Source organism: Enterococcus sp. DIV1307a, from assembly GCF_050537425.1.
Classification (GTDB): domain Bacteria; phylum Bacillota; class Bacilli; order Lactobacillales; family Enterococcaceae; genus Enterococcus; species Enterococcus faecalis.
On sequence record NZ_CP172914.1, the window covers coordinates 2,261,965 to 2,282,695 of the forward strand.

25 protein-coding genes and 1 tRNA gene are annotated in these 20,731 nt (G+C 34.9%); 3 read left to right on the plus strand and 23 right to left on the minus strand.

Features of this window, described 5'->3' with window-relative positions:
• Positions 1-232: 232 nt before the first annotated feature.
• Positions 233-400 carry a DUF3042 family protein gene (locus IGL90_RS10940; RefSeq protein WP_002356337.1) on the plus strand — a complete coding sequence of 56 codons (168 nt, stop codon included), beginning with the start codon at positions 233-235 and terminating at the stop codon, positions 398-400.
• 162 nt (positions 401-562) lie between these two features.
• Here IGL90_RS10940 and IGL90_RS10945 read toward each other — a convergent pair whose 3' ends face one another.
• From IGL90_RS10945 to IGL90_RS10980, 8 genes are all read right to left on the minus strand, one after another.
• The gene (locus tag IGL90_RS10945) at positions 563-2,401 is read right to left on the minus strand and encodes an FAD/NAD(P)-binding protein (RefSeq protein WP_048737855.1); all 1,839 of its coding nucleotides are present in this window, start codon (positions 2,399-2,401) and stop codon (positions 563-565) included.
• Positions 2,402-2,414: 13 nt separating this feature from the next.
• Positions 2,415-2,765 (minus strand): DUF488 domain-containing protein, encoded by a 351-nt coding sequence (locus IGL90_RS10950; protein ID WP_002359411.1) that lies wholly within the window; start codon positions 2,763-2,765, stop codon positions 2,415-2,417.
• A gap of 121 nt (positions 2,766-2,886) precedes the next feature.
• Positions 2,887-3,285, minus strand: coding sequence for a rhodanese-like domain-containing protein (locus IGL90_RS10955; protein ID WP_002356334.1), 399 nt, complete (start codon positions 3,283-3,285; stop codon positions 2,887-2,889).
• 15 nt (positions 3,286-3,300) lie between these two features.
• Positions 3,301-4,272: an ROK family glucokinase gene (locus tag IGL90_RS10960; RefSeq protein ID WP_002356333.1), complete on the minus strand. Its 972-nt coding sequence runs from the start codon at positions 4,270-4,272 to the stop codon at positions 3,301-3,303.
• On the minus strand, positions 4,273-4,491 hold the full coding sequence (locus IGL90_RS10965; protein WP_002356332.1) for a YqgQ family protein: 219 nt from the start codon (positions 4,489-4,491) through the stop codon (positions 4,273-4,275).
• A gap of 17 nt (positions 4,492-4,508) precedes the next feature.
• A complete protein-coding gene (locus tag IGL90_RS10970) occupies positions 4,509-5,219 on the minus strand; it encodes a rhomboid family intramembrane serine protease (protein WP_002362481.1) in 711 nt (236 codons plus the stop codon).
• 10 nt (positions 5,220-5,229) lie between these two features.
• On the minus strand, positions 5,230-5,772 hold the full coding sequence (locus IGL90_RS10975) for a 5-formyltetrahydrofolate cyclo-ligase (RefSeq protein WP_002384041.1): 543 nt from the start codon (positions 5,770-5,772) through the stop codon (positions 5,230-5,232).
• A gap of 87 nt (positions 5,773-5,859) precedes the next feature.
• Positions 5,860-6,630, minus strand: a complete 771-nt coding sequence (locus tag IGL90_RS10980) for an alpha/beta fold hydrolase (protein WP_002356329.1) — start codon at positions 6,628-6,630, stop codon at positions 5,860-5,862.
• 165 nt (positions 6,631-6,795) lie between these two features.
• Here IGL90_RS10980 and IGL90_RS10985 point away from each other — a divergent pair, with 165 nt between their 5' ends.
• Together IGL90_RS10985 and IGL90_RS10990 are read left to right on the plus strand one after the other, a co-directional pair.
• A complete protein-coding gene (locus IGL90_RS10985; RefSeq protein ID WP_002379789.1) occupies positions 6,796-7,371 on the plus strand; it encodes a DUF805 domain-containing protein in 576 nt (191 codons plus the stop codon).
• Between the two features lie 90 nt (positions 7,372-7,461).
• On the plus strand, positions 7,462-9,033 hold the full coding sequence (locus tag IGL90_RS10990; RefSeq protein ID WP_048737852.1) for a membrane protein: 1,572 nt from the start codon (positions 7,462-7,464) through the stop codon (positions 9,031-9,033).
• Between the two features lie 86 nt (positions 9,034-9,119).
• Here IGL90_RS10990 and IGL90_RS10995 read toward each other — a convergent pair whose 3' ends face one another.
• The 15 genes from IGL90_RS10995 to IGL90_RS11065 all read right to left on the minus strand — a co-directional run bounded on the left by IGL90_RS10995 (position 9,120) and on the right by IGL90_RS11065 (position 20,725).
• Entirely contained in the window at positions 9,120-10,286 is a 1,167-nt protein-coding gene (locus IGL90_RS10995; RefSeq protein ID WP_002370554.1) for a CHAP domain-containing protein, read from the minus strand.
• Positions 10,287-10,374: 88 nt separating this feature from the next.
• Positions 10,375-10,755, minus strand: coding sequence for a hypothetical protein (locus tag IGL90_RS11000; protein WP_002362349.1), 381 nt, complete (start codon positions 10,753-10,755; stop codon positions 10,375-10,377).
• A 719-nt stretch (positions 10,756-11,474) separates the two neighbouring features.
• Entirely contained in the window at positions 11,475-12,539 is a 1,065-nt protein-coding gene (locus tag IGL90_RS11005) for an FUSC family protein (RefSeq protein WP_002387217.1), read from the minus strand.
• A gap of 255 nt (positions 12,540-12,794) precedes the next feature.
• Positions 12,795-13,046 (minus strand): hypothetical protein, encoded by a 252-nt coding sequence (locus tag IGL90_RS11010; protein WP_002382470.1) that lies wholly within the window; start codon positions 13,044-13,046, stop codon positions 12,795-12,797.
• Positions 13,047-13,135: 89 nt separating this feature from the next.
• Positions 13,136-13,225, minus strand: a tRNA-Ser gene (locus IGL90_RS11015).
• Positions 13,226-13,553: 328 nt separating this feature from the next.
• The gene (locus IGL90_RS11020; protein WP_010730080.1) at positions 13,554-14,039 is read right to left on the minus strand and encodes a hypothetical protein; all 486 of its coding nucleotides are present in this window, start codon (positions 14,037-14,039) and stop codon (positions 13,554-13,556) included.
• A gap of 178 nt (positions 14,040-14,217) precedes the next feature.
• Positions 14,218-15,042, minus strand: coding sequence for a hypothetical protein (locus IGL90_RS11025; protein ID WP_010730081.1), 825 nt, complete (start codon positions 15,040-15,042; stop codon positions 14,218-14,220).
• Between the two features lie 2 nt (positions 15,043-15,044).
• Positions 15,045-15,482, minus strand: a complete 438-nt coding sequence (locus tag IGL90_RS11030; RefSeq protein ID WP_010730082.1) for a hypothetical protein — start codon at positions 15,480-15,482, stop codon at positions 15,045-15,047.
• On the minus strand, positions 15,430-15,969 hold the full coding sequence (locus IGL90_RS11035) for a hypothetical protein (protein WP_010730083.1): 540 nt from the start codon (positions 15,967-15,969) through the stop codon (positions 15,430-15,432). The genes IGL90_RS11030 and IGL90_RS11035 overlap by 53 nt, the downstream gene beginning before the upstream one ends.
• A gap of 285 nt (positions 15,970-16,254) precedes the next feature.
• Positions 16,255-17,556, minus strand: a complete 1,302-nt coding sequence (locus IGL90_RS11040) for a LysM peptidoglycan-binding domain-containing protein (RefSeq protein WP_174114611.1) — start codon at positions 17,554-17,556, stop codon at positions 16,255-16,257.
• The gene (locus IGL90_RS11045; protein WP_010784910.1) at positions 17,557-17,952 is read right to left on the minus strand and encodes a phage holin family protein; all 396 of its coding nucleotides are present in this window, start codon (positions 17,950-17,952) and stop codon (positions 17,557-17,559) included.
• A 29-nt stretch (positions 17,953-17,981) separates the two neighbouring features.
• A complete protein-coding gene (locus tag IGL90_RS11050) occupies positions 17,982-19,199 on the minus strand; it encodes a glycerophosphodiester phosphodiesterase (protein ID WP_002398465.1) in 1,218 nt (405 codons plus the stop codon).
• The gene (locus tag IGL90_RS11055; RefSeq protein ID WP_025193310.1) at positions 19,199-19,516 is read right to left on the minus strand and encodes a hypothetical protein; all 318 of its coding nucleotides are present in this window, start codon (positions 19,514-19,516) and stop codon (positions 19,199-19,201) included. Before IGL90_RS11055 ends, IGL90_RS11050 begins: the two co-directional genes overlap by 1 nt.
• The gene (locus tag IGL90_RS11060; protein ID WP_075551639.1) at positions 19,509-19,823 is read right to left on the minus strand and encodes a hypothetical protein; all 315 of its coding nucleotides are present in this window, start codon (positions 19,821-19,823) and stop codon (positions 19,509-19,511) included. Before IGL90_RS11060 ends, IGL90_RS11055 begins: the two co-directional genes overlap by 8 nt.
• Positions 19,823-20,725 carry a phage baseplate upper protein gene (locus tag IGL90_RS11065; RefSeq protein WP_075551640.1) on the minus strand — a complete coding sequence of 301 codons (903 nt, stop codon included), beginning with the start codon at positions 20,723-20,725 and terminating at the stop codon, positions 19,823-19,825. Before IGL90_RS11065 ends, IGL90_RS11060 begins: the two co-directional genes overlap by 1 nt.
• Positions 20,726-20,731: the final 6 nt, after the last annotated feature.

The window sequence follows — 20,731 nt, forward strand, 5'->3', positions numbered from 1 at the left end:
ATTGTACCATTAAATAAGGTTTACTTCTGAATTATTTCATTTTGTAAACAGGATTTAATTTGGCCATTTCTCCTTATTCATTTTTCCTATAAAAATACAGAAAAGACTTGGTAAATTTTAACAAATCTCTAAATTAGTCGTAGAGTTTATGAAAAATCATTGTAACTATTGGATTTTTTTACTTTTTTCCGTCATAATAGAAACAAATACAATTTGAAAGAAGGAATGAACGATGAAAAAATTTGTATCAGGTATGTTAGTCGGTACTGCTATCACAGTTGCTGCTTTAGCCGGTGTGGCTACAACTATTAAAAAAACAGTCATTGATCCAATTGAAGAAAAAGAAGATATGATTGAAGAAAACCGTAAAAAAGCGATGCGTAAACGTATTGCACGTTAAAAAATAGCTGTGACGTTGAGATAAAAAATCTAACGCCAAGAAATCAACAGAAGCGCTTCTGGCTCTGTTGATTCTCTTAAGCATAACAAGTGGTCATCCATCAAAGCGATGGATGACCACTTGTTATGCTTTCTTTTTTACCAAAGGAGCTGACTATTTTTCTTAACTATTAAAAATAGTGGCAGCAATCCGATCCATATCACGCATATTCCAAGGATCCACACCAGGACGAGCTGCAGCGGCTGTTAACCAATGAATACCTTCTGTTGGAATACCACAACTAAAAAGGCCTGTCGCCACCTGTCCACCTTTTGTGATGACTTGATTCGTGGCAGGCACAATCAAGAGTGCGCCTGTTTTGACTATTTGACCATCAGCTAATGCCAGTTGATGAAGCGTAGCTAGCTTATCGGCTAACAACTGCCTCGTTAAAGGATTCAAACTTTTTTCATTATTAACTTTGGGAATGCGTGCTTCAATTAAAAAGTGACTATTATACCGATTTTCCGGAAATAAATTAGCATAAGTAATAAATTGACCCGCTTTCATTTCGACACGCATTTCTGGCCCCAGAATCGTGACCAATCCCAGTTCAACTAACGCCTGTAGCTCTTCTGTTCTTTCAACAGAAGGTCCCACTGACAAAAAGGTATTCAACGGGGTAAACCAATGCCACAACCACTTTTGACTCTCGTCATTCGTTAATAACCCTTCATCCAAAACAAAGCGAATCTGATCTCTTAAATCTTTTAAACTGTCTAAAGCAGTGGTCAAAGGACCGCTAAGATTGCCTTTCTCTGCTTCTTGAATATCCCATTTTAAATACTCTAGTAAAAACGAACGAAAACTTTCATGAGTGGTTTTCTTTGTTTCAGGATGTTCTAACGCTTGCCAATCAAACCAATCTTGTTTTTCAAAGTGGGCTAAGCTTTCCGGCGCTCCCTTGGTTTGAATAAACAGCTGTTGAAAGGCCTCTTTAGAAAGATGCGGATATTTTTCTTCGATTAAGCAAGTGTAATACACATATTCCACTTCTTTTTTTAAATGCCCAAAAAACTCTGCACCTGTAACCTGTCCTTTTTTACGACATTCAGCTAAATAGGTTTCGGTTAAAAAAACAGGCTGATAGGTTTCCCCGTAACCTTTTTGATTAATCCCTCGAGGATGAGAAGGAAAACCGCGACCAGAACCAGCAATAATAATGGGCTCTCTTCCAGAAGGTTCATAACGTAAGCGGCCATTTTGACGAGAAAAAACACCCCCGCGGCCAATCGTCAAGGCAGATAAATAGTCAAAAAATGCCAAACCTAAGCCTTTTAACACAACGGGTTGTTTTGCAGGTATATTGGCAAGTGCCAATAAAGCATCCGCCGCATTTTTAGGAGAAGAATAAAACAAACGATGCTCCTTGGCGTAGTCCGCAAGCTCTTGTTCAACAGTCGTTAATTCATTTTCTTGGTGACCCAAAGCTAAAATTACTTTGTCTGCCGTAAACTCAATGGATTGAGTATACACATAATAGTTATCCTCTCCTGCCCGCACAGCAGTTACTGGCTCTTTAAAAAACGTCAGCGATGTTTGTTCGTTACACCTCGTGGCTAAATACGTATAAAACCATTTTTGGTACATGCCATAAAAAGCCCTCGAGCAGTGATCATTCGGTCCAAGGCGATGACATTCTTTCAACAACTCAAGATAATTATAGGGTTGTTGCTGTTGAATGTACTGCGCAGCTTCTGTTTGGGTCCATTCATAGAGAGTGGGACCCTTGACAATTGGTCCTTCGCCACTAAAAGATTCATCTGTAAATAAAGTGACTTGACTAATCACGGTGTTCATTAATAAATAATTAGGTTGCTCTGCTCGCCAAATTTTCCCACCTGGACCGTATGGATCAAACAACGTGAGCTGAACATTTATTTCCGTTTTACGAGCCCATTCAATGACTCGTTCTGCAGCTGATAAGCCTCTGGGTCCAGCACCTACAATTGCAATTTTCATCCAATCACCTACTCTATTTTTCTAATAATTCTTTTAAGACAACCGCTTGATTATGCACTGTATCTTTCGCCCCATAGACCAGCGTGACTACTGGCTGATTTTTTACAATCGTCTGTAACTGCTTAAACGCTGTGGCAGTTGGCTCATGTTTCAATTCTTCTTGGTATTTTTGTTTAAACTCAGGATATTTATTTGCTTCATGATTAAACCATTTCCGTAGCTCTGTACTTGGTGCCACTTCTTTGAGCCATTCATCTAACTTTTCAGATTCCTTGGATTTTCCTCGTGGCCAAATACGGTCAACTAAAACACGGTAGCCATCTTGCTCTGTCGGTGCTTCATATGCTCGCTTGATTTGAATCATCTGCCTTCACCTCTTCTCTTTATTGTAGCTCAAAAAGTGAGGACTGACAAAAAGCAACATCTCTATTAAGCTTTCCTATACAAAAAGAGTTGGTCTCAATGAAGACCAACTCTTTTTGTTATTAACTATTTCTCTTTTTCACTTTCCCAGTCCAGCCATCATAGCCGCCTTTTAAAATATAAATATCAGTATAGCCATTTTTGCGTAATAAATTAGCTGCTCGGATACTTAAAGCTTTCTTCTGATCATAAAGATAAACAGGTTGATCCTTACGAAGAGAACCAATTGTTGTTTTTAACATGCTGTATGGCATGCTGCGCGCCCCTAAAATATGCCCAGCATCAAATGTATCTTTCTCACGAACATCAATCACTTGTGCTTTACGCATTGTTTCTTTAAATTCTTCTTCCGTCAGCATTTTTGCTGAACGTTTCACCATAATTTTCAAATATAATTCATTGAATACCATCGCTAGTACAATAACTAGCAAAATGCCATTGATTACCCATAAAATACTCATTCTAAAAAGCCCTCTCTATTTCTCTTTTGAAAATTGTAATGCTAGTGAAGCGGCACCAATCACGCCGGCCTCATTACCTAGCTCTGCTAATTTGATTTTTGTACTATTTCGAACTTGCGGGAAGGTAAATTCTTGGAAATATTTTTCGACACGACTACGTAAAAATTCTCCTGCTGCAGAAACACCTCCACCGATAACCACGCTATCTGGATTTAACGTGTTGCCTAAGTTTCCTGTGGCTAAGCCTAAATAGAAGCAAACACGATCCACAACCATTAAAGCAAAATGATCGCCTTTTTCGGCAAATTCAAAAACGTCTTTACTTGAAACATCTTGTCCATCATCAATCGCTTGTTTCAGTTCAGAGTCACCTGCAAACTCTTCTGATAAATGACGTGCAACACGAACGACACCAGTGGCACTAGAAACAGTTTCTAAACAGCCACGTTTCCCACAGGTACAGTCAAAGCCGTTAGGATCAACCGTCACATGCCCAACTTCACCAGCACAGCCAGCAACACCGTGGAGCAATTCTCCCGCTGCAACAATGCCTCCGCCGACACCTGTTCCTAAAGTAATAAAAATCACGTCGGGATTGTTTTCCCCCGCGCCCTTCCAACGCTCACCTAAAGCGGCAACATTGGCATCATTATCTAAGGCAAACGGAATTCCTAAAGCAGATTCGATTTGTTCTTTGACAGGCTGTACAGTCGTCCAGTTTAAATTATAGGCACCTACAACAGTTCCTTTTTCAATGTCGACACTTCCTGGTGTTCCCATACCAATTCCTACAAAATCTTCTTTTTTCATATTATAAAGATCTATACGGTGACGAATACTTTCAATAATTGATGGCACAATATGCTTGCCATCTTCTAAAATATTCGTTTCAATACTCCATTTTTGTTGAACAACGCCATCGGTTGTTAAAATAGCAAATTTGATGGTCGTTCCACCTAAATCAATCCCAATAATCTTCTTATCCATTTAGTCGATTCCTTTCTGCTTCCCTCTAGATTCTTCTATTCGATGCTCTCTTTGCAAAATATGCCGGGCCTGTAAATACGTATCTCGGTCTACCAATTGACCTTCATACAATTTTTTTAATTCAATCATCATTAACTCAATATCATAAATCCGTGCACCGACATAAATATACATCCCAAACTGTTTAAAAAGTTGTTGTACATCATATAACGTTTCCATACGAAAACACTTCCTTATTATACAGGTAAACCGTATTTTTTAAAACCCAATAACAGACAAATTACGACAAGAAAAATAAAAATTAACGTGGCCATAATTCGCTCGTGCTTATTAAATGCTTCTTCACGATTTGGAACAGCAAAAGCCGTCGCGACTAATAGTCCACCAATTAGACCGCCAACATGACCCATCATATCTACAGAGCTACTAAACAAGTTAAATAACAAATTAATCACAATAAACATTGAATAGCGTTGCACCATATACATAATCGCTGGATTGTCTCTAAAATGGCGTCCTAAAATAACAAATGCGCCGAACAAACCAAAAAGCGCTGTACTAGCACCCGCTGAGACACTGTTGGGTGTCCCAAAGGCAAAACTGGCGATATTTCCAGCAATCCCACTCAATAAATAAATTCCCAAATAGCGCCAATGCCCATAAATTGCCTCAACCTGTGCGCCGATATAATAAAGAGTAACCATATTCAAAATAATATGCATAAATCCAATGTGAAGAAACATTGGCGTGATAAACCGCCAGTATTCATGATTTTGAGCTACCAGTGGACGAACCATTGCTCCCCAATTAACTAAGTTTAAAATATTTTCTGATCCTCCAGTTAATTCCAATCCAAGGAAAACAATGATTGAAATACCTAAAAGGGCATACGTAATGAACGGCTGATTTTTTAGCCGTTTCAATTTCATTTCTGTTTGATAATTCATTCCATTCCTCCTATTGTATAAATAATTGTTCGATTGGCTGATCAAACGCTTCTGGTTGCCATTGCTCATGGAGTTGTTCACTAAAAACTAAACTACATGAATGGCCCGAAAAATGTTCCAAATAACGATCATAAAAACCACCGCCGAAGCCTATTCGATAGCCAGCACGATTGAAAACAATCCCTGGCACAATCAATAAATCAATCGCTGTAGCTGTTATTTCTGCCGCTGTTAACGGAGGTTCTTCCACGCCAAATGCACTGGTATCATAAACCGTCTCTGGAAAGACTTGATAAAAGTGCATTTTGCCTCCTTTAAATGTTCGCGGCACCGCCACTTGCTTGCTCTCTTGCATGGCCCGTTCGAAAATTGGCTGTGTTGATAATTCTAGCGGTAACGACCGAATCATTCCGATCGTTTGTGCTTGTTGCCATTGCTGACTAGCAAACAACTGTTCATAGAGACTTGATTCTTTATGTTGTTTAATTTCTGGATGTTGTTTTAGCCATTCCAGGGCAGTTAAGCCCACTTTTCTCAACTTGTTTTTCTCCATGTACACCTTCAACCCCTTTTCTGTTAAGTTTATAGAAAGTGTTCTTAAAAAACAAGCTGATTCCCCTTTTCTCTTTGAAAAATCCCTTTATTTTTCTAACGTTTTTGACGCTTCTTTAAAAAAGTCAACAACCAAATCCATTGTTTCTCCTTTCACTAAATGCCGCTCACCGATTTCCGTTATAAATTGCGTATTTCTCGCATACGTTTTCCCAGACACTAATTGTTCAAAATCAGCCATGTCTTCATAGGGAATTTTTTCATCTTCCGTTCCATGCCAAAACAGCATCGGTCGTTCTTGTAGTCTTTCTGGCGTTTGTGATAAATCGTATTGATGCACCCAACTTAGCAACAGTGGCAAGTCTTTAGGTACAAAAATAGCAAATTCTTTCGCCCGTTGAATCACTCGCTGAATATAGCGCGCCGGATAGGGTGTTCCCATTAAGCAAGCAGCAGCTTGAATCTCAGGATGTTGGGTCATAAGAGCGCTGGTAGTAATACCGCCCATGGATACACCACCCACGCCAATCCAATTTTCTTTAATCAACCCTAATTTATGAAAATGATGGATAATTACTGGAAATTCAATTAAATTATATTGAATGCTACTCCAAAATGTAATCGAAGGAATCGTGGAAATAGGTCCTGTTTTTCTTTCTCCATGGTTCATGGCATCTGGTAAAATGACCCGAAACCCCTCGTGTGCTAATTTTCTTGCTTGTGTTAAAGATAATTCTTTAGCTGATTGCCAACCATGATAGTAAACAATTAAAGGTAATGCTTCGTTTTTTTGCTCTTCTGTTGTCACTTCTAATGCTGGAATTTTTGCTATGTAGCGATGTCTAATACTGATTTTCATTCATGATTCCTCCATTATAAAATATCTTCTCTTATTTTACCGTTTTTTGATAAAACCTGCTCTTTATATGATTTATCAAAAAAATCACAAAATATGCGAATTCGCATTTTCCTATTTTATTACTTTCCGTTATAATCATTTTATTAAATACAAAGGGGTGTTTTTATGGTTAAAATTGAGGAAAAAGGTAAAGTAACATTTGGACAAGCTTTTAAAGATTATTTTCGTGGATATGTTGATTTTAAAGGTCGGACCACACGTGCTGGTTATTGGTGGATGACATTGGTATTAAGCATTTTAGCACTTATTTTTTATATTGCCATTGTCGGCAAAGCTGTGTCAGCAATTTTAGCAGCTGAATATTTTGAAACCTATGATTTTGGGAACTTATTACCGTTGATGCTTTTTGCACTTGTTTTATGGTTAGCTTTATTATTACCAACGTGGGCAATGTGTGTCCGTCGTTATCGTGATGCTGGGATGACAGGTTGGGGCGTGCTTGTTTTATATCTACTTTCTATTGCCTGTAGCTATACACAAGTTTTCTCTGTTATGTCAACTTTTAAATATGACGTTCAAACAGATACTGTGATAACAGGTGGCAGTCCCGTCTTCTTATTTTTCACTCTTGTGATTAGTCTGTTTTTCTTCTTACTAACAGTCTTACCGACAGATAAACTAACAACAACTAGCCAAAATAGCGTCTTACGCTTCTTCTTCCGTTACAAAGAAGTGAAGTAAGGAAAAGTTTTAAGCCTTTCTTTTAAAAGAAGGGCTTTTTTCTTATTTTAAAATCTTTATGATAAAATAAGAACTAGTCTAGCTAAAAAAATGGAAGGAGAAAATATGGCTACTTTTAAACGGATTCTGAATCTAGAAAATTATATTTTTACTTTTTTTATTTTATTTGTCTTTTACGGCGCAATTAACTCTCCCTATTCTCTGGTAAAAATTCTTTGGGAAAAGCCTAAGCACTTGCTTGTTTTACTTCCTCTATTAATTATTCTATTGTTGATTATTTATAAAAACAAAAAATTTCTTTACACTAAGATTCAAGCGCTCTGGCACTTAATAAAAACCCATGATCGTGTGGTTATTATTGGTAGTTTGGTCAGTTTATTTTTACTACAACTTTTACTCCTGACGCAGATTACTGTGCCGATTGGCTGGGATGTTTTTGACAACTTTCATAGTATTACCACTGAAAATAGGGATTATTCAAAAATCGTACTTTCTTTAAACCCCAATAACGAATTTTTCTTTTTCATGATGTATTACCTGAATAAATTTTTGCGTTTCATTGATGTAACAGGGAGCTGGAGCAATACTTGGTTTAGTTGGCAAGTGGTTAATTGCTTGTTTATTAATAGCAGTTTATTTCTCTTTTATCATGCCTCTAAACGTGTCTTTAATCCATTAACGGCCTTCGTTGCTTACAGTTTATTTTTTCTTTCTTTCGGATTGTCTCCATGGTTACTCACGCCTTATACAGATACGGCCGTCTTATTGTTCATCAACCTAGTCTTTTTTGCATATAGCCTTTTTGACCAAATTTCCCATCCCTTCGTAAAATATTGTTTATTACTGTTTATTGGAATTGGCTTAGCTTGGTGTTTTTTAATGAAACCTTCGTCTATTATCTTTTTTATTGCATTTAGTTGTATCAAAGTGCTGCAACTTCTTTTAGTAAATCGGAACAAACAGTCTATCGTAAAATTAACCGTGGTTGCCCTCTTTTTACTGACTGGTTTCGTCAGCGCATATTATAGTTTTCAATTTTTTGTGGAAAAACAAACGATTACGGAAATCGATAAAGAACAAGCCAAGCCTTGGACACTTTTTGTAATGATGGGTTTGACGGGAACTGGCGGTTACAATGATGCAGATACACAAGCAGTAAATCAGTTGCCTACACAAGAAGCCAAAAAAGCTTATACCATAAAAATGATTCAAGACCGTTTAAAAAATAAAGGATTCTTCGGTTATCTCCGTTTTCTGGCTCAAAAAAATCGTCATAATACTGCCAATGGTGATTTTGACTGGGGTTGGGATGGCGGTGATTTAATCCCAGAAACACCTTCTAAAAATCGTTGGCAAGAACACTTGCGGTCACTGTATTATCCGCAAAATCAAAAAAGTAACTATCTACGAATTTATATGCATTTTTTCTATTTACTCACATTACTAGGTCTATTGTTCAGTATCCCTCTAAAAGATTCAAAAAATAACTACGCGATTTTAAAATTAGCTTTCATTGGAGCTATTCTGTATTTATTGCTCTTTGAAGGCGGCCGCTCTCGCTATCTAATCCAGTTTATGCCGTTTTGGTACTTGTTATCAGCGAGTGGTTGGCTGGGGTTGAGAGAGAAAATCAATGCAAAAACCATCTGTGAATTAGAATAAGTAGTCACTATGTATTATATAAATAGAAAAAAATAGAGCGGATTTACCGCTCTATTTTTTCTAACATATCACTAGGTTCTTTTTTACTACTTTTTAACATCCTGTTCTAGTACCCAAGACATTAATTCTTTTAATAAAAATGCTTTTTTAGATTTGCTTTGTGTGACATTTTTAATTTCCATCACTGTATATGATTTTCCTTTAAGACTACTTGGAATTGTTTCCCCAGTCTGATATGCACTAGCAGTCTCCAATAACATAACTTTATCCCCAATTTTAATATCAGTCGCTTGTGCATCATCTAAAAATGCTTTTTCGTCGATCCAACCAATATTATCCATGTAATAATATGCACCCTTTTTCCCAGTCACTTTTACTTCTTTATTGATATAATCAGCACTGACACCAAATCTTGTCACCCCTTTAAACCAAGGGAATTGGTCAACAGTGAAACCAGCTCTTTTAACAACCATTGTTTTATTGATAGTCTCAACTTCTTCAAACCCTTTAAAGTCTGTCCAGCCTTTTGTTTGAGGACTATATAAGTAACTTCCCATTTGCTGTGTCAAATCAATAACTCTTCCAGCAAAACTATCAATGCCATTGATTTTAATGTAACCTTTCTTTCCCCAAGGTAATGTATCCACAGTATATTTTACATCTTTTTTCACCATAACTCTTTTATTAATCTCTACCATTTCTTCTTCTCCTTCTGGTTTTGTATTTTGATTTGGATTCCATCCAGTATAATAGCGACTTAAGTCAATGAAAGTAACACCCGTTAAACTGTTAAACGTACTCAATGGATGAGTAGTTACTACAGTTCCATTGTTAGGATATACTCCATCTAATCCGCCAAATGTCGAACCAAAATTAGCTTCACCTGTAATTACTGTATTTCCATCAATACCTAGAACGATACCAGTATGTCCAGCACCTTGTGTATAGTAATTGTTATTCCATGGTGTTATTGAAAATAAAGAAAATGCCTTTGGAATGTTACTCTTTACTAATTTTCCTTTATTTGCATTTAACACAAAATCTACCGTTTGATAACCATTCCCGCTTTGTGTTGGCAAAGTTAAATTAGTACAATTCTTTAAGAACCATGTAGTAAATAGAGTACAATTTGAATGTGATGATGGCGAACCACCATAAGTTCCATAATAGACACCTGGATAAGACGGCAAATTAGTATCTAAATACTTCTGCATAAATGTTTTTGCTTGATTTTTTGTTAAACCTGTTGCCATTGTTGTTCCTCCTATAAGTTATTCCGTGCGTCCACGGCGAACATATGTTCATAAACCTAGTATAGTTGAATTGACCTGTTTCGTTTTGTCAAATTTCGTACCAACCCAGTCGATAAGCAATTTCATGGATAAATTCTGTATCTCGTCGAGCAATTGTAGACTCGCTCAAAAACGTCTCACAAGCAACAAATTCATTCTTTTTATATGGATAACCATTTTTATATTTCACTAAAAAGATATCCTGTACATCCCTTGTAGAATCAGCTAAGATATCTTCTACCGTTTGTAAAAATAATTTATGAAATGCAATTTGACTGATAGTTATTTTTTCAGTTGGTTGCTCTACAGGGTATTCTAAAAAAGGATTACGATTCATTAACATAACATCCTCGTACTCTTGTAATTTTTTTTCAATATGTTGATAATCCCATAATAATTGTCGAATATGTTTTTTTATTCCAGCTTTCATTGTACCTCTCCTCTAACCACTTAATATTTTATTTGTAGAACTTTTACAGATAATAGAAATAGTATGTTCATCCTCCATGTATTCCTTTTATCCATCTACTCTTATTTTTGATCACATTCATTTTCAAAATCTAACTTATTCGTTTGTACCTCTCCTATTTTTCCCTTTTATCAATAACTGTCCACCTCCTAGATTATTTTATATACAAAAATAGACCACTCCTTAAGCGATCTATAATGACAAAACTTATTTTTTTCTTAGATTTAAGCGATTCTATTTTTCCACTTAAATATACTTAACTTGATTTAAAGATATTGAACATTCTATTTTTTAAAACTTAGCTATATAAACAAGCATCTATAGCATTGATAATTCATTTTTAGCGATTCTTCATACTACTAATTTATCATGTTGACTATACTAAAATTTCCCAATAAATTCCCAATATGAAGTTACTTCTACTTATCTTCCAAAAATACAATTTTACTACGTAACTTGTGTTCACTGAATTCATTTGTTTATATCCTACTTTATCCTTACCTATACTATCCTTACCTATACTATCCTTATCTATACTATCCTGTGTAGCCATTTGGTAGCCAAATTAGTAACCAGCTTCTGCCATTTTTAAACTCTTATTTACAAAAAATATAGTCAATGGTTCTATTTTAAAATAAAAGGAGCCTAACATTCTTTCAAGAAAGAATGTTAGGCTCCTTTTATTCAGACAATTTCAGCCACTCCTTGCGATTGCAATAGGACATAGTTTTTACAAAGACAAAATGATAAAGCAAACCGTAAGCTAGCCCTAACATATTTAACAAAATTCTTAAGTAAAGACTTGTTTCTAGCCCAAATATCATAGAAGCTGCCATGATAGCACCAACACAATTAAAAATCGTTTTACTTTTATAAGATGTGCATAAGCCTAAACAAAGTCCTCCTAAAATACCAAGTAGGTTCGTTGGTATATAAAATAACAAGATAGCCGATACTAGAGAACCAATAACGACCCCTATTATTCGTTCTTTTGCTCGTTCAGACAATTTAAACGTCTCATACCCAGAAAATAATGACGAACTAGCAAATGTTGCCCACATAAAGCGGTCAATCTGAAGGTGCGTTCCTATAAAAAGTAATAAGCTAATGCCTAAAGCGTAATAACCAAACCAAATATTTCTTTGATTAAAAAAACCATTTTCTGTAACCATCTGTATAAAAGTAATCTCTTGATCCAACTTTTTATGTTTCACATGATAAACAAAAGCTAAAAGTAAATAGGCAAACACTAATACAAAGAAAGTTTGTTCTAATTGCTGAAACGATTGATAGTGAACCGTGCCAACTAAATATAAGTAGGAGAACGTATACAAGCCCGGATTACCCATTTTAGGGTTTTTACCAGTTAAGAAAAACAATGCCAGCAAGCAGATAAAATGAAGACCCCATTGTAAAAATGATACAGAAATCAGTGAAATTAGTGGACTAACACCTAGAATTGTTAACACGATTCCTAAACTAAGCAAGGCCTGTTTTTCCCTGTAGCCATATGAGACGAAACGGATACTCAACAGCAAACAAAATAATACAATTGAAAAAGGCGCTACAGCTTTTCCAAAGAAAAAAGTAATCGTCGACACCCATAAAATCGCAAACGAAACTAATAAAATATCCCTTATTAACAAGGCGCGCCAAAAATATCTCCGCTGTTTTTTAGTGTCCGCTTGATGAATTTTTTGTTTTAAAATAAATGGATCTAACTGCAATAATTGATAAAAAGTCACCTAAAATCATCTCCTAAAAATCGACTCTTCTCAATTCATTATTCCAACTTTTCCTTCTATGAAATCATAAGAAAAGAAGTTGTGACGAACATTTTACTACAACTTTTTTTCTGAATCAATACATGCTTTATTTCTTATTCCAATACCTTTCCCGATACGATTTGCTTACTTCATAAAAAATAAGCCTAGAAAAAATCAAAACGATTAATTCTAGGCTCAAAATTAAATAACTGTTGAACAAAAGCTAGCGCTTTTTTACATAAACTTTTCCAACAGATCCATTTCTTTTTCTAATTCTTTTTCATCATACTTGTCATACTTACCAGCTTCGTGTGCAATTTTTTTAATCTCATGAATGGCTTTTTTTTCAACAATCCATTTCTTCATACTATGTTTTTTTGTATCCTCATCTAGCGAGCCCAACTCTTCTAAACTTGCATCCAATTTGTTCAAAACGTCGGCAATTTTTGCTAATGCTTGCGCTTCTTTTTCTTCATAGTTTGACATAATAGACACCTCTTCTTAAGTATTTTTCTACTTTAAGTGTACGTCTCTGTCGTTTTATTTGCAACTAATAACTCAACTGCTTCTCGGTACGGAGGATAAGGGATTCGAACCCTTGCACGATGTTACTCGCCTAACGGTTTTCGAGACCGTCCCCTTCAGCCAAACTTGGGTAATCCTCCCTCTACATTCCATCTACAAATGAACATGTAATGAATCAATAGATAAAAAGCCTAGACCCTTACACAACAAGGATTCTAGGCTCTATCTAACTAAATTATTTAGTTTCACGGTGTAATTTTTATGCAACACCATATTTAGACAGACTAGAACTCACAAGGGTTTGCGTAATATCATTTTAATTCAAATTAGCAAAATAGACTATAACAACAAGATAAAATCTACATCAAAAAATTAAAAAAGGCAAGCGAATAGATATATAAATTATACCGAATAAACAAAAAAGGCCCTACTTCCCGTGAGTGAGAAGTAGAGCTTTTACATTTCTAATTATTCTATCCATTCATCATCGAAATATTCGTCCACAAATTCATCGATTGCTTCATCGTATTCTGGGTCTTCCTCAAAGGGTTTTTCTTCCGTTACGTGCTCTTCACTCCACTTGGTGAAATTATGAATCTGAATATGTCTTATATCGTAAAAATCGATTTCTTGTTCACCAATCAGCACAACATCGAATTCTGCCATTCCACGAAATACACCAAAAACATGTGGTTTCACTCGGTCATATTCATCTAACGAATTCAATTGGATTTCTAAAACTTTATTTTGCTTAATAGAGCGATCTAAAAAATATTCTATTTGTCGCTGTGATTGCTGCGGCAGTCTATCAATATTGCGAGCATGATATTCATCAGTACTCTTTATTGCTTCAGTCAATTCGCCCAACGGAAACGCCGTTGGCCACTTTAATTCAAAAGGACGGTCAACATAATCGTTGTAAGGTTTAAACTCTTTTTTCGTTCGTCTCACCATCTGATACACTCTCCTATCAGAAACATTATACGAACGTTTGTTCTATTTTTCAACAAAAAATATTAACATAACAAAAAACACCTATCTTTTATAAAAAAGAGGCAGGTGTTTTACTATGGAATAAACGGTTACGAATGCTTTCTTTATTTTCAATCTATCACCTAAGACCATAAAAAAATTAATAATTACAAAAAGCTTTACATATTCGCGTCGAAGTAATAATGGTCGCATTCCCATTAACTTTTTCTGCATTATTTACTGTATCAGCAAAAGTAAAAAAATATAAATTACTTTCACAATCTTCTACATTATCATTGAAAAATTTTTGTACAGAACACATATAGGTCCATTTTTTTAAACTTTTAATGCAATTGTGATCATTTAATTGTGATTGTTTTAGATAAAGTAAAAAATAATTTAAATCAGCTTTACATTCGCACACATCTACAATAGAACTTTCTTTATTGACATGAACTAGATCTACTAAGTTATTTCCTCCACCAATTAAATTTTCATTATCAATATCATTAGTTTTGATAATAGTATTTTCTAACTCATTATTTGATTTAAAGAAAATCCTTGGCTCATGGAAAAATCTTCTTTTTTTATTACATTTATTCTTAACAAACGGAGTTGAAATTGCAAAATATAAAAAGCATACATATTCTACAAAGTTACTTCGAAAATCCTTAAAATCCTGATCGCTATATCGATAAAGAATACTTAAAGTTTGTTTTAAATCAAGCATATTACGGTATGATTCTGAATCATCTCCATCAATAATTTTTCTCAATTCAAGTTCATCTTCAAGTCTTTGAAGTTCATTTTTTATAGGTTCTGAGTTATTTTTATTTCTTTTGAAAAATGATAATACAGTTTCAATTAAAACAGAATCTCTACTCATTAAAATATTTTTCATTTTTTTATTATGAGAATTTTTGAGAACATCTTTAAAAAATTCATTTTTACGAACATCTACAAACCTAATATCTTTTAGTTTCATTTTTATTCCACAACCTCTAAATCGTCAAAAATATTAAGAGGTAATGGTGGTACAGGAAAGTTACTTCTACTAAAAATATTGGTAACTAACTCTCTAATATATGGTCCAGAAAACTTTCCTATTTCTTTACTAATTAAATTTTTATCCGCTTGTTTAAAGTTTTCAAAAATAAAATCAATTTTGTATACACAATTAAAAACAGCAAATACATGTGAATCATCAACGTTACCGTTATTATCAAGTGCAATTTTGCCATCCACAATTTTTAAGGAGAATTCAATATTCGTAGAGAAGAGATTTTCTTGTTTAGTATACTGTACTATATCCTTAAGGTTACACTCTCCGAGTATGCCGCAGCTAACCTCTTCCGACATATTTGTAACTTGTTTATCGTCTATTAAAACTTGCAGAAGACGTATATTTATAATCTCTTTTAACATCTATATTCTCCTTTTTATCCTTTTCTTTATACATATTATAACAATAGTTCCTAGATATTTCAGGCAAACTAACATCAACCCACTGTTTATTAAAATTTTTACTTAAACGAATCAAATTTTTAGATAAGTCTGCATAAATATCGTTAGTTATATCTAATGTTTTTTCAATCTCACGTTCTTTTAAAGTAGACTCTTCGAAGTCCAATTTACTAATAAAAATTCGTATGATTGCATCTATCTCTTCTTTTTTACATCTAGTAAATGTGTAGTCCTTTAAAAGTGACTTTAATTGAAAATATTGTTCACAATTAAAATTATCATTCTCTAAACTAGCTTCGATTGTTTTTACATAAGATAAATTTATTTCATAATTAGTGATATGTTTTTCAGTATTTTTAATATGATCTTTCAATACTTTTAGATATGCAGAAAATTTTGAATTAAATACTTGCAACTGCTTTTGTTCAGCTAATTCAAAAGACTTCATATACTTCTCCCTCTTTTACGTACTATTGATTAATGTCACAACTAATGTTACCAATAAAAGATTTATTTGTAAATATATTGATGTGTAATCGTACTTAAAATATAATTTTAAGTAAAGTTAATTTACCTCTATAATTAGTTTGGAGAATATTAGCCACTATAATTCGCAATTTCGCATGTAAAATAGAATTAGTTTATTATTAAATATCCTCTCACTGGTATATAATAACCCTCCCGTATATATAATAATTAAAATATGTACACCCCTCCTTTAAGAGGGGCTATTTTAAAAATTCAAATTTTGGCCAGGATAAATCAAGTTAGGATTTTCTAGTCCATTTAATACAGCTAATGTTTGATAAGTCGTACCAAGCTTAGCTGCAATACTTGATAAATTATCACCGTATTTGACTGTATAAACATTGCCTGTTGCTGATCCGTTGACTTTCAAAACTTGACCAGGATAAATAAGATTTGGATTAGCCAATCCATTTAATGCCGTCAACGTTTGATAATCTGTTCCGTATTGATAAGCAATGCTGGATAATGTTTCGCCATGTTGAACTACGTGTGTTGCTTCTGGCTGTTTATCAGGAACAACTGTTGCATCTGGTAATAATTCAATATCGCCTTTACTAATCCATGACAAGATGCCTTCTAGCAATACTCTGCTTCCGGTTACTTCTTGTACTTTATAGCTGTTTCCTTTTACCCATTGCGGAATAGCTTCACCAGTTGCCCATGCATCTACATTAAATTTCACTTTGACGGTATCGCCAACTTTAACATCGGAATTGGGTGTTTTTTCGATTTCTTCCCCTGCATCTGTTGCTGGCGTGTCCGTTTCTGGCTTATCTGTATCTGTGTAGCCACTATCTGTAATTCCTGTTAAATCTACGTTACCATCTAAACCACCTGCAATATAAGCGGATGTGAATTGCCAAATGCCAATACCATCCATGCTTGGGAAATAAGCATACAATGGATATGGTGACACACCATCGATAGGATACGCAGCAATCCATAAAGAGTTAGGAAACTCTTTGATGATTTGTTGATAGTTTACATGATTTAGTGTAAATGGCTTATAGCTGTAATACATTGGAGTATAGCCAGCCTGTTTGATTCTGCGCATACCGTACAAAATTGTCTCTGTATTTGCTGCTTTTTCGGCATCTGAACTTACATATCCTCCATATCCATCTGGAACACTAGCCAACGCTCCATGTTCAAAATCTAATGCAACGATGGAATTTTTAGGCGTTTGAATACGTGGCAAGAAATAATCCATTGTTGTTTTGGCAATGTCCATGCTACCGAATGTGTCATACCAAATATAAGTGTGTGCTCGTTTGCCTTGAGCGATAGCACTTGCTACTTGTGTTTTGTATGTGTATTGTTCATAAATACCGCTAGTATTGTAGCCACCAATCTGGGCAATAGCGAATTTATCATGTGCATAACCAAAGCGGCCTTGTTCCCCCTGATAAATAGCCCAGTCAACGCCTTGGTCACCTTTTGCAGCAAACACATTTAAAGGCATAAAAAATAGAGCGATTAACGCTCCTACTAAAATTTTCTTTTTCATTTATTCATCTCCTTTTTTATTTTCTGTCTTAAAACTATCGATGAATCGTTGAAATAAGTCTGTTTTACCACCCATTTTTTGATAATTTTCCAATACTGATTTTATTTCCATTAATAGATAGCCTATATATAGGGTGTATAACAACGCAACGCCTGCACCTCCTGGTACAATAACAGATAACGGAATGAAAAAGACGAGTAAAAAAATACTCGTCAATTTTCTTAAAATTCCATTAATCCCTATTTTTGATTTAAATTCTATTTCTGGATTGACTTTAGCTGCAAAGGTACCTGTAAAAAAATCAATAACCATGGCTCCGCAGATTAAAGCTAATATAAATAAGATTTTTGTATCTTCTGTTTCTAAAAAATGTCTAAAATAATCAAACATGTACATAAGTACCACCTTTTCTTTAATTTCAACCCTTAAATTGAATAGACAACCGATCCAGCAGCCCAGCTCGTTCTGTCTTTCCAGTTTAATCCAACAGCTAGCGTCCCAGCAGTTGCACCAGTTGCCACGATGCGACCGCGAATATCAAACGAACCAACTTTCACATCTCCATTTGCTGCGCTAACCCGAATAGTACATGGATTATATTGACTTTTCATAGGAATCGCCCATTCTGGAAGCGTAGCAATCACATCATTTTGATTATTCGTTCCTTTTTCAACGTTAAAATTGATGTGGATTCCTCCACCAACTAGTTCTTCAACGTATGTTGCGTTTGGAATCCCTTGATTACTTTGAAAACCATTTTGGTAACTTAAGACTGCGTATCTTTGGTTTCCAGAAAGTGAATTTGTCGTGATATATTCCACACCTAGTTTTTTCATTCCTTCAAAACTATTTTCTGGAACTGTCCAAGTACCAACTTTAAAACCAGCCATATGCAATGCTTTAACATTTGCTGTTGACAAGCTAGAATTACTATATGAGCAACTAACAGCCGCTGGAACACCTAGTTTTTTGATCTGAGTAATTACACTTTCGTTAATAGCATCAACAAAGTAATGCAACTCTATATTAGGATAATAGGTTCTGATTGTATTCAATATATTGGCATCAAATGAACCAATAACGCAATTTGCTTCGCCATATCCATAAAGATCCAACGTATCTTTTAACAAATCAAAATTAGCTTTGCTATAGGTTCCAGATTTGATTTCAATAACTGGTACTTTATTTAATTCTTTACAGATTTTTAAATACTCTTCAAACGTAGGTGGCGTTTTTTCTTCATCTGATAAACGAGATAAATTTTCTCCTGTGTCAATTCTTAAATTTCTAAATTGTGCCAATGTCATAGATGATACTTTACCAGTTCCGTTTGTCGTTCGATCAACTGTATCATCATGCATAACTACCCATTGACCATCACTAGTCACTTGAATATCAGTTTCGATACCCCAATGACGTCGAACAGTTTTAAATGCTGGAATTGAGTTTTCTGGATATTCTGTGTTGTTTCCTCTGTGAGCAATCCAATTTAAACCCTCACCCCATTTTTGACGTTGTGCCTTCGTGTCATTTTGATAGAAATCTTTTGTTACTAATTTTTCTTCGATACCGTCAATTCCATCTACATGAGATTTCATGTAAACGGGTTTATCATTTTCAATTAATTGAAAAATATCTGCCATTACGCTTCACCAACTTTCTCAAATGTAAAAACCGGTAATGCATCCAGTTTTGCTTTATCTGTTTTCGACATCAAGCCGTTACTTGTTGAGGTAGCTATTCCTGGAATAGTTGGAATAGTCGTTGTATCAGGCAAGGCCTTAACATCCGTTGCACTTAACACGACAACACCTGTTTTTCCATTTACTGATGAGACAGTACCAGCTCCTGCATTACCTATTTTTTCATCTACAAATTCATTCAAACCAGTTACACCACTTGTACTTGTTTGTACATCAATGGCCACGCCATCCTTTTTAATAACATATAACTCAGCCATTAACTTCATCTCCTTCTACTTTCTCAAACTCAACACCAGAACCACCTAGTTTTCCAGCTTCATAATCAGCGATGATTTGTTTTATTTTTTTATACTCCTCTGATGAAATCAATACGAGATCATTTGGCAACCCTAAATCGCTAGGCGTTAAAATCACATCGCCAACACGGCCATTTACAGAGTTTACTTTTCCTTGTCCTTTAATCACTTTATCTAATCCAACAACACCATCGACGTGCGCCAGTGGATAATATTGATATTGAACACCACTTTCTGCAGTTTCCATCATTCGTTTAATTTCAACCATTAAATAACACTTCCAATCTTAAATGTGTTTTGCTGTGCATCATCAATTGTCGCAATGATTAACGCTCCTTCATTTTTAGGATTTTCAGTATTTCCAACAATTTGAATTTCATGATTAACGGAAAAGTTATCATCTTGTAATAAATAAAGCGTGCTTATCTCGCTGTATTTTTTTGTAAATAAGCGTTTCTCTAGTTTCTGATATAAATAGTCCATATCAGCTAACAAGCGCTCTGTAAGTGAATTGTGGCGTACTCCTTGCACATCCACACGTGCATCGATTAACTCTACTAACATTGTGCCGCCTGGATCAACAGTTTTTAAAATGTCCTTAATTGATTCAAACCACAAAAGGTAATCTGATTCTTGGCCATTTCGCCAAGCTTCAAATGTATCTTGTTGATTTTTACGCCATTTTTCAAACTCTTCTTTTCTAGCGTTCATCCATGCTGTGAAATCGCCTTTATTTTCATTGATAAAAGCGGTCATATCAGCTATCAAATCTTCTATTGATTGCCAATACGAACCCATTTCACCTTCTGTTTTTGAAACAGCATTCACGACAAAGTAAGAAAAGTTCTGCGTTGAGCCAATTAGATTGTCGCCTTTATGAATACTGAAATATGCTTCCTGTCTGTGCAATGACTGCATAGAATATTCATCAAAGGTATACTGGATAATCCCTTTTTTGGCATTCACAATTTTTGCTGCTCGTTGAATCGGATATTTGTTATCAATAACTGATTCAAAAAAAACTTCGCAACCTGTTAAATCAAGTGGCAAAGCATTTTCAACTAATATAGCTTCTAAAACTTCGGTATTTCGGTTCCCTTGCCGTACATTTTGTATACCAATGTAATTGTATGGTTCTGTGGTGCTTAGTGTCGCTTGCCATTTACTCATTTATTC

Bases quoted from the DNA above. Each gene is read 5' to 3' on its own strand.
- IGL90_RS10940 (WP_002356337.1), top strand. From the start codon at position 233: ATGAAAAAATTTGTATCAGGTATGTTAGTCGGTACTGCTATCACAGTT.
- IGL90_RS10945 (WP_048737855.1), bottom strand. From the start codon at position 2,401: ATGAAAATTGCAATTGTAGGTGCTGGACCCAGAGGCTTATCAGCTGCA.
- IGL90_RS10950 (WP_002359411.1), bottom strand. From the start codon at position 2,765: ATGATTCAAATCAAGCGAGCATATGAAGCACCGACAGAGCAAGATGGC.
- IGL90_RS10955 (WP_002356334.1), bottom strand. From the start codon at position 3,285: ATGAGTATTTTATGGGTAATCAATGGCATTTTGCTAGTTATTGTACTA.
- IGL90_RS10960 (WP_002356333.1), bottom strand. From the start codon at position 4,272: ATGGATAAGAAGATTATTGGGATTGATTTAGGTGGAACGACCATCAAA.
- IGL90_RS10965 (WP_002356332.1), bottom strand. From the start codon at position 4,491: ATGGAAACGTTATATGATGTACAACAACTTTTTAAACAGTTTGGGATG.
- IGL90_RS10970 (WP_002362481.1), bottom strand. From the start codon at position 5,219: ATGAATTATCAAACAGAAATGAAATTGAAACGGCTAAAAAATCAGCCG.
- IGL90_RS10975 (WP_002384041.1), bottom strand. From the start codon at position 5,772: ATGGAGAAAAACAAGTTGAGAAAAGTGGGCTTAACTGCCCTGGAATGG.
- IGL90_RS10980 (WP_002356329.1), bottom strand. From the start codon at position 6,630: ATGAAAATCAGTATTAGACATCGCTACATAGCAAAAATTCCAGCATTA.
- IGL90_RS10985 (WP_002379789.1), top strand. From the start codon at position 6,796: ATGGTTAAAATTGAGGAAAAAGGTAAAGTAACATTTGGACAAGCTTTT.
- IGL90_RS10990 (WP_048737852.1), top strand. From the start codon at position 7,462: ATGGAAGGAGAAAATATGGCTACTTTTAAACGGATTCTGAATCTAGAA.
- IGL90_RS10995 (WP_002370554.1), bottom strand. From the start codon at position 10,286: ATGGCAACAGGTTTAACAAAAAATCAAGCAAAAACATTTATGCAGAAG.
- IGL90_RS11000 (WP_002362349.1), bottom strand. From the start codon at position 10,755: ATGAAAGCTGGAATAAAAAAACATATTCGACAATTATTATGGGATTAT.
- IGL90_RS11010 (WP_002382470.1), bottom strand. From the start codon at position 13,046: ATGTCAAACTATGAAGAAAAAGAAGCGCAAGCATTAGCAAAAATTGCC.
- IGL90_RS11020 (WP_010730080.1), bottom strand. From the start codon at position 14,039: ATGGTGAGACGAACGAAAAAAGAGTTTAAACCTTACAACGATTATGTT.
- IGL90_RS11025 (WP_010730081.1), bottom strand. From the start codon at position 15,042: ATGAAACTAAAAGATATTAGGTTTGTAGATGTTCGTAAAAATGAATTT.
- IGL90_RS11030 (WP_010730082.1), bottom strand. From the start codon at position 15,482: ATGTTAAAAGAGATTATAAATATACGTCTTCTGCAAGTTTTAATAGAC.
- IGL90_RS11035 (WP_010730083.1), bottom strand. From the start codon at position 15,969: ATGAAGTCTTTTGAATTAGCTGAACAAAAGCAGTTGCAAGTATTTAAT.
- IGL90_RS11040 (WP_174114611.1), bottom strand. From the start codon at position 17,556: ATGAAAAAGAAAATTTTAGTAGGAGCGTTAATCGCTCTATTTTTTATG.
- IGL90_RS11045 (WP_010784910.1), bottom strand. From the start codon at position 17,952: ATGTACATGTTTGATTATTTTAGACATTTTTTAGAAACAGAAGATACA.
- IGL90_RS11050 (WP_002398465.1), bottom strand. From the start codon at position 19,199: ATGGCAGATATTTTTCAATTAATTGAAAATGATAAACCCGTTTACATG.
- IGL90_RS11055 (WP_025193310.1), bottom strand. From the start codon at position 19,516: ATGGCTGAGTTATATGTTATTAAAAAGGATGGCGTGGCCATTGATGTA.
- IGL90_RS11060 (WP_075551639.1), bottom strand. From the start codon at position 19,823: ATGGTTGAAATTAAACGAATGATGGAAACTGCAGAAAGTGGTGTTCAA.
- IGL90_RS11065 (WP_075551640.1), bottom strand. From the start codon at position 20,725: ATGAGTAAATGGCAAGCGACACTAAGCACCACAGAACCATACAATTAC.